The organism is Candidatus Pandoraea novymonadis, from assembly GCF_003004665.1.
Lineage (GTDB): Bacteria > Pseudomonadota > Gammaproteobacteria > Burkholderiales > Burkholderiaceae > Pandoraea > Pandoraea novymonadis.
The window spans coordinates 49,741-62,402 of record NZ_MUHY01000003.1; the positions used below are offsets into that span (position 1 = coordinate 49,741).

The following is a 12,662-nucleotide window of genomic DNA, read 5'->3' on the forward strand; positions in this document are numbered from 1 at the left end:
CGTTGCCACAAGAATGACACGTGCTGGCAAACGCCCGAAGAAAAAACGATGGTGCTTCTCGAGTTTCAGAATGCGAATCTGCAATCATTCACAAGGAACCGACGTAGGCAATCGTGTTGCTCTTCTTGGCACGAACCGTGTGAACATTTTTACAGATGCCTTTATGTCCTATGCCATGAAAAGGCTGGACTACTCGGCAATTCTTCTCACCCGGTGACTCCAACCATGCGTTTTCAATAATCAGCGTAATTACATACCCGACGATTTATTCACGATATTGTGAGCTCCGGCGGGTGGGAGTCGTTTTCATGAAACGCATGTTATTTAATGCCACACAACAAGAAGAATTGCGCGTAGCAATCGTCGATGGACAGAAACTTGTCGATATCGATATCGAAACAGCTGGTCGAGAACAGCGAAAAGGCAATATTTATAAGGGTACTATTACCCGTATTGAACCTTCTCTCGAGGCCTGCTTTGTCAATTACGGTGAAGGTAGGCACGGTTTTCTCTCATTTAAAGAAGTCGCTCGTGCCTTTTTTAAAAAGGGTGTCGATCTTCGTAATGCACGAATTCAGGATGCTCTTTTGGAAGGTCAAGAGCTAATCGTTCAAGTAGAGAAGGAAGAACGTGGCAACAAAGGCGCAGCGCTGACAACTTTTATCTCGTTGGCCGGTCGTTATTTGGTACTGATGCCAAACAACCCAAGAGGAGGCGGGGTATCACGTCGCATCGAAGGTGAAGATCGCCAGGAATTAAGGGAGACGATAGGCCGGTTGAAAATACCCGAAGGCATGAGCATTATCGCGAGAACTGCCGGTATTGGACGTTCAGTGGAAGAGCTCCAGTGGGATTTGAACTATCTTCTTCAACTTTGGCATGCGGTAGAGAGCGCTGCCGAACATATCTTGCTGCCAAGAGATTCAGCTTTAATTTATCTTGAATCGAGCCTCGTGATCCGCGCTATCCGGGACTATTTCCAACCTGATATTGGTGAAATCCTGATCGATACTGAGGAAATTTCAGAACAAGCACGTAATTTCATGCAGGTAGTCATGCCAGATCACCTGAACCGTGTGAAACAGTACCGCGACGATGTTCCGCTTTTTTCACGTTTTCAGATTGAACATCAGATTGAGACAGCTTATTCCCGTCAGGTCCCTCTGCCATCAGGCGGTAGTATTGTCATCGACCATACCGAAGCATTGGTTTCTATCGACGTAAACTCAGCGCGAGCCACCAATGGCTTAGATATAGAAGAAACTGCTCTACGTACAAATCTGGAGGCTGCCGACGAAGTCACTCGTCAGCTCCGCCTACGCGATCTTGGTGGCCTAATTGTAATCGACTTCATCGATATGGAGTCAACCAAGAGTCAGCGCGAAGTTGAGCAACGTGTCAAAGATGCACTCAAGCACGACCGTGCCCGTGTTCAGATGGGTAAAATTTCACGTTTCGGTCTAATGGAACTATCTCGCCAGCGCCTGCGTCCATCACTTTCGGAAGGCACACATATCACCTGCCCTCGCTGTAATGGGACAGGTCACATCCGCGATGCAGAATCCTCAGCGCTTCAGGTCCTGCGTATCATCCAGGAAGAAGCATTGAAGGAACATACAGCAGCAATTCACACACAAGTACCGCTCGAAGTCGCCGCATTCCTTCTCAATGAAAAACGCCAAGAAATCAATAAAATTGAAGCGCGCTTTAAAGTCAACGTACTAATGATCCCCAACAAACACCTTGAAACGCCGCATTACAAGCTCGAACGTCTTCGTTTCGAAGATCCACGCCTGGAGGATCCGATAGCAAGTTATACTCTCACTGAAGAAGTTTCCCGAACTCCAGCGGACGATATTAGTCACGGCAAATGGAAAGAAGAAATAAGACCACGTCAAGAGGCTGCGGTCAAAAGCATCACACCAGTAAAACCTGCGCCTGCGGCACCGATACGTCGCTCAAATTCAAAAAAAATCACTTCGCGATACATAGTCCCTGGCAAATTTTTTCACTGGATCAAGCGCCTACTCTACATCGAAACGGCATCCTGCAGCGAGGACACAACTAAAATCTCAACTAAACCAGCCACTTGTACGGAAAGTCATGTACGTCAACACTCGGGGAAAAAGCTCACCCGACGAGACTCTCGTGAAGATAGGGTGAAGAAGGAGGATATCATGATCGCCATTGAACCACGAGAAGGTCGTGAAAAACACAATAATTTGCATGGTGAGCGTCAAAACAAAGAAGCCTGTCAGACACAGGAACATGATGCATCGCAACGTCACTCCTCTGTCAAAGTAGAAATACGAACAACCGAAAAATCCCGAGAACCTCGTGAAGGACGGGAACGTGGTAATCGTAGCAGCCATCGTCGTGAGCAGCAAGAACGTCGTGAACGTCGCCCACAGGAAAAAGTTGCCGTTGATGATCCGCAAACTATATTCGAATCAACTGTCACTGAAATTGCGAGTGTGACAGAAGACGGAACCATGTCCTCATCTTTAGAAAAGATACAACAAAATCTTCGTACTGAAGATATCGAAAACAGTGAAAATCGTCGTCGCGGCCGTCGTCGCGGCCGTCGTGGTGGACGCCGTGATCGTGAAATGCAAAACAACTTTAATGGCGAAGCCTACATCGAAAACGCAAGCGAAAAAGTCGTAAACCTTTCATTGCCGGCTACCCCCCAGCAAGTAATCACTCCAACGAACCTCTCCCAGCTGCCTGTCAATCTCCCGACAGAAGTTGAGCCATATAATGCTTCAATCGAAACCTTCACAGAATCTGTGGACCGCACCGTAGCCATAGCCCCGCTTAAACTACCTACCATCGTGGAGACAGCGCCTAGTTTGACAACTGTTCCAAACACTAGCCAATTGACACAGATCGTAACAAAACCGATTAAACAAATCGAATCAGCATCAGTTCAAAAAACATCTCTCCAATCAGTGTTAACTAACACTGGGCTGGTTTTTGTACAAACAGAGCCCAGTAAGGCGAAAGCCGCACAGATTGAGAACTTACAAAAAAGCATAAAAACCTCGCGCACACGACGTGAGCGTCGTGTTGTAAAGCAACTGAACATCCAAAAAATGGAGCAAATCGAGACACACTCCGAATAATGCCAAGCTAATGAACAGTACCAACAGAGACTATTGGACGGCTAAATTTTATGCCGTCCAATTCTCGCTGAGCGCACCGTTTCACCCATCGTTGTCAGAAGATTTCCTCACACGACCAGGAGCATAGGACGACTCTTACAAATACAAGATATCCTATATGCAATAAAGAGGAATTAGCGAACATCTGATCTTCATATTACTGCACTAATCTAGTCGCAATATGTGCTCACAAAAAACGGACCGCAAGGATAGAATAAAAATCATCAATAAGCTATAGAGATTTGGGTGAAGAGACCTCTGCACGCTCAATCTCACCCTATCTCATCTCCCTAACAGACTAGCCCTCTAACATTCAATCCGTCGAGCGAATATAATCGAATCTTTCATGCTACGAAGTGTGCTTTGCCACTACTCGCACGCACAGTTCATATGTAAATTATGATTTCATCCAAAAGCAATTCAACCAAGGACGGAAAATGTTTTTTGGAGCATAGCACACTCACTCACACTTCCATCTGATCATGCAATGTGCATGAACCGTAGATAAATAGGTGTTATCCCACAATCTCTGAACACGAAAATGCTACCTGAGCACTACCAATAGTCACAAGTCACAAACCTTCCGGCCTATTCATCAAAGATCTTATTAGATAAGAAAAAAGAGATGTCCTGAATACCATCTCTCAAACCACTGCTTTGTAACAAAGAAAACGAAAAAAGATATTTTTTTCTCGTAAAACTCCCGACACACAATTGTCTTTTTTCATGCACTCGTCTAACACACCCCATCTATGATTGCTATACGTGCAGAAATTCTCATCTGAGTCTAATCCATTGAAATTAAAATCCCCCAATGTCCAATATGAAAAAACAAATCACTTACATCAGCCCAGGCCAGACAGCGAAAGCCTTGGTGCTAATTTACCTCACCTTCAGCATTCCGCTAGTATTGCTTGCTTTCCTAGCCACGTTCATACGATATGGCGAATTACCAGGCATCGCTTTGTTTAGTGCATTACTTCTCAATGCAGTCTTAGGTTTTATTTTGCTATGGATAGCCTGCCACGCATACAACTGGGTCGCAGAACGCTTCGGTGGTATCGAAATCACACTATCTGACCTCCGCGACCAGAAGTAACCTATTACCTTACGACCAATAGGTCAGCAAAACAAATCCTAAAGCAAATAATATTCGTCAACATGACAAGAATACAGCTCCTAGAGCAATACTAAGCTCTGTTTGGAAAATACATACGTACAAAATTCTTTTGGAATGACAATCTTAGCCTTCAATCAGTAGGACGTGATAGATTTGAGTCAAGCCAAGATATCAATTTCTAAGAAAATAAATAGACGAATCCAACTATGACAGTTGGGGAAACTGCCCACCTTCAAAAATTGCCAGATAAAAAAACTTATCTAATCTTTCTCAGCAAGCTCACCCACACTAAGTAACTCCGCAGCTTGTTCTCCAGGCATAGCTTCAACTGTCTTAAGTTTTCGAGCCATTTGCCGAGTACGGACTTCAGCCTGATCGATAGAACGTGTGACACTTTCCAACTGTAATTTCGTTTTTGACAGCACATCTCCAAACTTTGTAAATTCAGTTTTTACTGCACTCAGCACTTGCCATACTTCGCTAGAACGTCGCTCGATAGCCAATGTCTGGAAACCCATTTGCAAGCTATTTAATAATGCCGTCAGTGTAGTCGGGCCTGCCAAAGTAACACGAAAATCACGTTGTAAGAAATCAGACAAGCCAGGGCGACGGAGCACTTCTGCGTAAAGACCTTCCGTAGGCAGAAACAATAACGCAAAATCTGTCGTATTAGGAGGTGCAAGATACTTTTCAGCAATCTGACGAGCCTCGAAACGAACCCTCGCTTCGAGCGCCTTCGATGCATCTTCGATAGCTCGAACATCGGCGCGTTCCTGTGCATCAAGCAAACGCTCATAGTCTTCTCGAGGAAATTTCGCGTCAATTGGTAACCATATAGGTGAGCTTTCCTTACCATTCACTCCTGGTAACGCAATCGCAAATTCGACACGCTCGGTACTGCCTGGCACTGTCACCACGTTCTTAGCAAATTGATCACGTGTCAGTAATTGCTCCAACAACGCTTCTAATTGAACTTCACCCCAGATACCACGCGTCTTGACATTAGTTAGCACCCGCTTGAGATCTCCCACACCCGCAGCCAACGTATGCATTTCGCCTAAGCCACGATGCACCTGCTCAAGCCTAGCCGACACCAACTTAAATGATTCGCCTAAGCGGTATTCAAGCGTTGCATGCAGTTTTTCATCTACAGTACGGCGCATTTCCTCGAGTTTTACTGCATTACCGACTTCAATATCCTTGAGCTTCTTCTCAATTGTAGATCGAACTTCCGTAAGACGTCGCTCGTTGCCTTCACTCAATTGTGTAAGTTGCTGACACTGTGCCTCACCAAATTGACGAAGGACTTTGGTCTGTTCCTCACGCATTTGCTGTCCATTTTGTAAAAAACTCAAACGCATGGCATCCAGCTGCTGAGCATTTGTCTCCGTGAGTTTCGCAAGCTGCCTCGCGAAATTGTCAATTTGTTGGTTTTGCACAGTCACTACGCTCGTCATTTGTGACATTAATGTCTGCTGAAATTGAGCCATCTGCTGATTTTGCTCACTGCGCCCAGCACGAGCTGTATCATAAAACTCCTCACGCAACCCACGTTCCATACGTTCCAATGCTCGAAGCAAATCCTCCCGAGTACTGACAATCGCATCGAGAAAAATACGGCCGCCAGGACCCTTACAAAGGCGTGCCGCCAATACAAGAGTAACCAAAAAACTAAGTGCAACTAGTGCTATCAATATCATTTCCACTGCTAATTATCCTTTCCCTTCAGCCACCCTAAGGACTAGCCTACCAGTCACACGTCAAATATAACTAATTCATTAGGTAAAGTATCTGTCCATAAACTCACCGTCATAGGCTACGTTGTGATTGAATTTACCTATATACTGGCAATCATAGAGTCCTGCAACTCAACCTATCTCAAGAGAAGTGTGTTTTAATACACAATGTATTTCATGTGCCCATAGCACAACGAACACCAGAACACCCCCCACATAAGCTTTTTTGCCAATGCCTTCCGTAAACAAACCACATTGGCTTAATACATTTCACGCTCGGAGTGATCTATGGATCGAATAGCTAAAAATCACATCAGAGAAGATAGTAAGTGCAGTGCAAAAACTTATTAACTTTACTAAGTTTGACTAGAAAAAAAATATTGTCATCATGGCAAATAACGGCAATAGCACTCCTCCCGACCACAACATATAACCGAAGAAACTCGGCATCTTGATGCCATGCTGCTCGGCAATTACTTTAATCATAAAGTTTGGCGCATTACCAATATAAGTGTTCGCTCCCATAAGTACCGCGCCAGCAGAAATTGCTTTCAATGTGACCGCACTGACCGTCATCAGAGCGTCAACATCACCTCCTATTGTGTTGAAAAATACCAAATAGGTTGGTGTGTTATCAAGAAATGACGACAACAAACCTGTTGCCCAAAAATACATTGCATTGTTCGGTAAACCACTCGAATCCGTCAGCAAACGGATCATCCACCCGAGCGCCCCTGCTTCACCCTCTCGTAAAATCTGTGCAACAGGAATAATAGTTAAAAAAATACCAGCGAACAACCTCGCTACTTCCTTCATCGGCTCCCAATCGAAATTGTTACCCCTACGCGCTGTCTTCGGTGTAATGAAAAGTGATATTAATGTAATTACGATTAAACCAACATCACGTACTAGATTCTGTAGTTGGATCAACGTACCAAATAAATTAAATACAATACAGGAGTGCCAAAAACCGCTCATCAGTACCAAACCAACCACCGCCGCGAGCAAAAAAAAATTTCGCTTTCCATCAAGACGCACACTCACTAGATCCAGCATGAAATCATGCCCTTTAATATGAGATTCTCCCGGCTTGCGCCAATAGTAAACGTCAATAATGAAAAATATCACCAGAAGATACGCACACGCAATTAGCATTTCTTTCCACAAATGTATTGTGGTCCAAAAGAAATCAATGCCTTGTAGAAAGCCCAAAAATAATGGGGGATCTCCAAGAGGAGTCAGTAATCCACCTGCATTCGCGACAAGAAAAATAAAGAATACAAACACATGTACATTGTGTTTTCGATTATTGTTCGCATAAATCAACGGACGAATCAGCAGCATCGCAGCACCCGTTGTCCCCATCATGCTCGATAGCACAGTTCCTAACAACAATAACCCCACATTCAGTTTTGCCGAGCCACTCAGATTACCTTGCAAACAAATACCACCGGATGTCGTAAACAACGCAGTCAGCAACACAATAAACGGAATGTACTCCTCCACCAACGCATGCACCACATGGTGCCATGCCGCATTAATGTCATTAATCAGGGAAAATGGCACAAAAAACATCAGTGTCCAGAATACTGAAATCTTTCCAAAATGATGATTCCATACCGCTGGGGCAAACAATGGCCCAATCGCGATAGATAAAAGCAATCCCACAAAAGGTAAAGTCCAGAAAACATTTAAGTTTCCCCCATCGGGCATTACAGCATGGGCGACCGGACTCAGAAAAACAAGATTTAAGGTAAAAAGTACTCCGAAAAACAATTTCCGCATGAAATCGATGCCTCCGATATCATATTTTGAGTCCCATGTGAGTGCGAAGCACTATTCCTCACTCCAGCCTCAGTAAATATCAATAAATAAAAAATGAAAAATCGACCGCAGTTTGACATCCTCTAGCACTGGACTCAAAATAGAGAGCTAACATCACATAAACGTTTCATCGTTTGATGATCCATCAATGAACCGACATCGTCGGTAATAGAATGAACATGGTACTGATACATGAACGCCAAATGTCAACATTTTTTCGATACTAGATCTGCATACAGAGAAGAATTCGGGGGGATAAATCGCCTATGCGCAGTAAAAATTGAACACTGATAAAGCTGCGCCGATATAGGATTCTGTATATCACTAGATGAAAGGTTAATGCTCATATAATTGACATTTCTGTCAAAAAACTGGCATTGCGAGAAAAAGGATCAGCACTAAAGCAAAACTCAGAAAATAAATTCAATCTTTCTTATGATTTATACCAAAAAGAGTGCCGGTAGTGAAAAAGCGTAGAATTTCAAAAGATTTTATACCATTTGCCTCAGCATTACTGGAATCCGAAATACTTGGTAAAAGCAAACAGGGTAAGGTGCATCTTTGCGAATTCTGTTAAAGATATAATCCAAAAACGTGTCGAAAACCCTCATTTATAGCGCCATCCGAAATACTGAAAGAAGCGGTACTTTCTAAGTATAGAAAATACCGAAAATCCATAATGTGTAAAACACACTATGGATTTTATAGCTAGAAGTCAAATCGGCTATTCCAAGCCTTACTACCATGTAACAGTAAAAGCGCCACTCATTTATCTCTATCCTCAAATCCACGAAATGAGATCGCTACGCTACAATAAAGAACTCTAGGGTAAATTTATCCAGCCCAATTGACCCCCGCTTCCCAGGAGTTGGCATGACCCATGTTGTCACCGAGAACTGTATCAAATGCCGCTACACCGACTGCGTCGACGTCTGTCCAGTTGACTGCTTCCGTGAAGGCTCGAATTTCCTGGTTATCGACCCAGACGAGTGCATCGACTGCGCAGTGTGTGTGGCCGAATGTCCAGCTAATGCAATTTATGCGGAAGAAGATGTACCAGCCGATCAGGAAGCTTTCATCGCTCTCAATGCAGAATTAGCTCTAGTCTGGCCGAACATCACAAAAAGCAAAACCCCCTTGCCAGATGCGGATCAATGGAAAACCATCACAGATAAATTGAAGCACCTAGAACGTTGAGTTAACGTAGTATTTTACGCTGAGGTCTCTTGCTTCCTCTAAAGGGCCTACCGCATTAAATATAATGCGACGTTTTTTCTGGGAGAATTGACAAATATTAAAATGATCCAGTACAATTACGAATGAATTTTGATCCTCGATAGCTCAGTTGGTAGAGCGACGGACTGTTAATCCGCAGGTCCCTGGTTCGAGCCCAGGTCGGGGAGCCAAAAAAATTTCTATAAGAGATTCGCGAGTATTGGTGCCCGCAAACTATCCTGCGAAAGTACCAAAGGATTAAATACTCTTCCAACTAAATCTAAGTTGTAGAAATAGCCCAATAATTTCGAAAATCGCTCGCTAAAGATATTTTTTGGTAAGTCTCAAACACCAGATATATCGTCCTTTAACGTCCTCCCCATACTATATATAAGACACGTTTCACTGGAAAACTCTGACGAATCGTCCTGTTAAAAACGTTTTCTCAAGAAAGAACTCCCATTCCTAACACGCAGGAAAATTGTGTTACCGTATTTCTCAATGTGGACTACACACTACATCGTGATCAATTCATATTCCGTTGTTTTTTAGCAAAAAATCATGCGCTTGTCAATTTTCTTCATATCAATACAAGAAATACCGTAACCACCGGGACGAATAAATCACAATATCCCCATCAGATAGTCACCTCCCTTATACTGAGCAGCCTGTTGTCTTTTATGCACCTACATTGAAAAACCTTTTATTTATCGCCGCTGCGATATTTTTGGTTGTACTCAACGGCTTTTTCGTGGCGGCGGAATTCAGCCTTGTTAAACTTCGTCAAACACGTGTTCATGTCATCGCAAGTCAATATGGATGGCGTGGCCGCATCCTCGCCCAGGTTCACGAGAAAATCGATGACTATCTCTCCGCGTGTCAACTCGGGATCACCCTCGCGTCACTAGGCCTCGGATGGATTGGTGAACCTGCATTTGCACGAGCACTCACATCGCTTTTTGGTATTTTCAGTATCTCTTCGCCTGAACTAATACAAGCGTTAGCGTTCTTCATTGCATTTTTCACGATTTCATATATGCACATCGTGATCGGCGAACTTGCGCCAAAGTCCATAGCATTACGCATGCCAGAAACCATCTCCCTCTGGACTTCTGCAGCACTGTATGGTTTTTACTGGCTGATGTACCCTGCTATCTGGGCTCTCACCAAAAGTGCGAACCGCATTTTACTCTGGCTCGGTCTCGAGAATACACATGGAACCGACTCGAATTACTCGGTCGATGAAATAAAATTGATCGTACAGCACGGAGAGGCCAGCGAAAAACTATCACGCGACGACTGGAATGTAGTCGCCTACGCTATTGATTTCAGTGAATTACAAGTATCTGATTTGATGCATCCCATGAGTGAAGTCACCGCATTTCGTGTCGATGCCACTTTCACTGAGAATATGGAAACCGCTTACCACCACAGATATAGCCGCTACCCACTCTTTGACATAGATGGCGAAAAAATTCTTGGTGTTGTACATCTAAAGGATTTATTTTTAACTTCACATCATGGGAAATCTATCGAGGATTTTGTCCTAATGGCACGGCCTGTTGAACAAATCGTGCCTAATATGCCTGCCAGAGAGCTTTTCGGACGTTTCCGACAAGGAACACCTCACTTCGCTATCGTCGGCTGGCCAGGCCAAAAACCAATGGGTTTCCTAACGCTTGATAATCTACTCTCTGCCCTAGTTGGAAAAATTCGAGACGAATTCCGTCAAACAGAAGATGACTGGACAAAAATGGAAGATGGCACCCTCGTCGGTAGAGGTAGCCTACCGATTCTAACTCTAGAGCGCGCAATAGGTATCAGCATCCCAAGCGAACATGCAGAATCTGTTGGCGGTCTCATCATGGAAACGCTTGGACATCTACCCCACGAAGGTCAGTATATTAACTTCGTCAACTTCAAAATTATTGTTAAAAAAATGCAAGGACCTCGGATTATTCTGGTTCAGGTATGCCCAGAGAAAACGAATGTCAACTAAGCTCACGAAAATAATCTCAATTCTTTTAATTTCCCCAAGAAAAATTAAAAGAAAAAGATAGTAAAAAAAGAAGAGCCATGAAATTTCTACAAAACTCTTCAATATCCATACCGTTAAGCTCCAACCGAGGGCATAGCATGCTAGATACAATTACAGACTCATGGAATCAAAATGGTTGAACCCGTTGTTTTTCGTTCCTCAATATCACGGTGAGCCTGTGCTACGTCAGACAGCACATAACGTTGATTCACGTGAATCTTCACCCTTCCAGCAATTACTACATCGAACAAATCTCTCGCCATATTTTCGAGATCTAAACGAGTTGCCATATAATTAAACAACGTTGGCCGCGTGAAAAACAATGAGCCACGCGATATTAAATCAGCAACTTTCACCTGATCGATCGGACAAGATGCATTACCAAAACTAACCATAAGCCCCAAACGTCGCAGGCAATCCAGGGAATCTATAAAGGTTTCTTTACCGATTGAATCATAAACCACTGATACCCCTTCACCATCTGTTATATATTTAACTCGGTCTACGAAGTGCTCGCGAGTATAAACAATAGGGTAATCACAACCATACGAATGTGCCAGTGCTGCCTTCTCTTCGGAACCCACCGTGCCAATAACTCTCGCACCAAGCGACTTAGCCCATTGGCAGAGAATCAACCCAACACCGCCAGCCGCTGCATGAATCAGAATTGTGTCACCTAGCTTGACATGATAAGTACTGTGCAGTAAGTATTGAGCCGTCATCCCTTTCAACATCATCGCAGCAGCCTGTTCAAACGAAATAGCATCAGGCAAACGAACTAGTGCTGAAGCCGACATTACGCGCACTTCGGCATATGCCCCCGTCGTGTTGCTTGCATAAGCCACACGGTCACCTGGCTTCACATGTGTGACACCAGTACCAACTGCCTCCACAAAACCAGACGCCTCCATACCTATGCCTGCTGGCAATGGTTGCGTGTATAACCCCATGCGAAAATACACGTCAATATAATTCAACCCAACGGCATGATGTCGCACACGGACCTCACCAGGACCAGGATCACCAACCTCCACTTCGACATACTGCATCACCTCATACCCCCCATTCTCCATGATGCGAATGGCCTTCGTCATATTGCGTCCCCATTTTTTCCATTGAGCAAGCTGATAACAAATTCCTACTTACCGACAAAGGTTATTTGTACAAAAAAGTTTGATCTTCGAAAAAACATAATTTAGTTCTCAGTCCAAATAAATAGCTATCAATTCACTGAGATACGTCAAATATATCAACGTTGTCTGGAAAAATACAATCACCAATATTCAATCTCATGCTGGTTAAATAACCTATCCACCTAAATTTATATGACATACAACAAAACACGCCTTTCCCCAGCCAATTCATCTATGATTAGCTAATAATTCAACAAAAAAATCTCTCTCCACTGAAGCAACCAAAAAGAATCGAACCAGAAAATGCATGTCAAGCAACAATCGGATAACGAAGCAATACCCTTCCAGAAATATTCTGGCAGAAAAATATAGCACGATGGCAATACAGCAATCACGCCTAGCTCAAACACATCGACATGATAAAATCATCTC

General features: G+C 43.7%; 7 protein-coding genes and 1 tRNA gene. 5 read left to right on the forward strand and 3 right to left on the reverse strand.

Features of this window, described 5'->3' with window-relative positions; translation table 11 throughout:
- Positions 1 to 308 precede the first annotated feature (308 nt).
- Entirely contained in the window at positions 309 to 3,125 is a 2,817-nt protein-coding gene (locus tag BZL35_RS04255; RefSeq protein ID WP_106183010.1) for an Rne/Rng family ribonuclease, read from the forward strand.
- A gap of 862 nt (positions 3,126 to 3,987) precedes the next feature.
- On the forward strand, positions 3,988 to 4,263 hold the full coding sequence (locus BZL35_RS04260) for a hypothetical protein (protein ID WP_106183011.1): 276 nt from the start codon (positions 3,988 to 3,990) through the stop codon (positions 4,261 to 4,263).
- A gap of 281 nt (positions 4,264 to 4,544) precedes the next feature.
- On the opposite strand, the gene BZL35_RS04265 is transcribed toward BZL35_RS04260, so the two are convergent.
- Positions 4,545 to 5,984 (reverse strand): DNA recombination protein RmuC, encoded by a 1,440-nt coding sequence (locus tag BZL35_RS04265; protein WP_106183047.1) that lies wholly within the window; start codon positions 5,982 to 5,984, stop codon positions 4,545 to 4,547.
- Positions 5,985 to 6,386: 402 nt separating this feature from the next.
- Entirely contained in the window at positions 6,387 to 7,805 is a 1,419-nt protein-coding gene (locus BZL35_RS04270) for a sodium:proton antiporter (protein WP_106183012.1), read from the reverse strand.
- Positions 7,806 to 8,717: 912 nt separating this feature from the next.
- Between BZL35_RS04270 and fdxA the strand changes: the two genes are divergently transcribed.
- From fdxA to BZL35_RS04285, 3 genes are all read left to right on the forward strand, one after another.
- Positions 8,718 to 9,041 carry a ferredoxin FdxA gene (gene fdxA, locus BZL35_RS04275; protein ID WP_106183013.1) on the forward strand — a complete coding sequence of 108 codons (324 nt, stop codon included), beginning with the start codon at positions 8,718 to 8,720 and terminating at the stop codon, positions 9,039 to 9,041.
- Between the two features lie 133 nt (positions 9,042 to 9,174).
- Positions 9,175 to 9,250, forward strand: a tRNA-Asn gene (locus BZL35_RS04280).
- A 500-nt stretch (positions 9,251 to 9,750) separates the two neighbouring features.
- A complete protein-coding gene (locus BZL35_RS04285; RefSeq protein WP_106183014.1) occupies positions 9,751 to 11,058 on the forward strand; it encodes a hemolysin family protein in 1,308 nt (435 codons plus the stop codon).
- 158 nt (positions 11,059 to 11,216) lie between these two features.
- Here the strand turns inward: BZL35_RS04285 and BZL35_RS04290 are convergent, their stop codons facing one another.
- Positions 11,217 to 12,191: a quinone oxidoreductase family protein gene (locus BZL35_RS04290; protein WP_106183015.1), complete on the reverse strand. Its 975-nt coding sequence runs from the start codon at positions 12,189 to 12,191 to the stop codon at positions 11,217 to 11,219.
- Positions 12,192 to 12,662: the final 471 nt, after the last annotated feature.

Excerpts from the sequence above, each read along its gene's own strand:
- BZL35_RS04255 (WP_106183010.1), top strand. The coding sequence starts at position 309 with ATGAAACGCATGTTATTTAATGCCACACAACAAGAAGAATTGCGCGTA.
- BZL35_RS04290 (WP_106183015.1), bottom strand. The coding sequence starts at position 12,191 with ATGACGAAGGCCATTCGCATCATGGAGAATGGGGGGTATGAGGTGATG.
- BZL35_RS04265 (WP_106183047.1), bottom strand. The coding sequence starts at position 5,984 with ATGATATTGATAGCACTAGTTGCACTTAGTTTTTTGGTTACTCTTGTA.
- fdxA (WP_106183013.1), top strand. The coding sequence starts at position 8,718 with ATGACCCATGTTGTCACCGAGAACTGTATCAAATGCCGCTACACCGAC.
- BZL35_RS04270 (WP_106183012.1), bottom strand. The coding sequence starts at position 7,805 with ATGCGGAAATTGTTTTTCGGAGTACTTTTTACCTTAAATCTTGTTTTT.
- BZL35_RS04260 (WP_106183011.1), top strand. The coding sequence starts at position 3,988 with ATGAAAAAACAAATCACTTACATCAGCCCAGGCCAGACAGCGAAAGCC.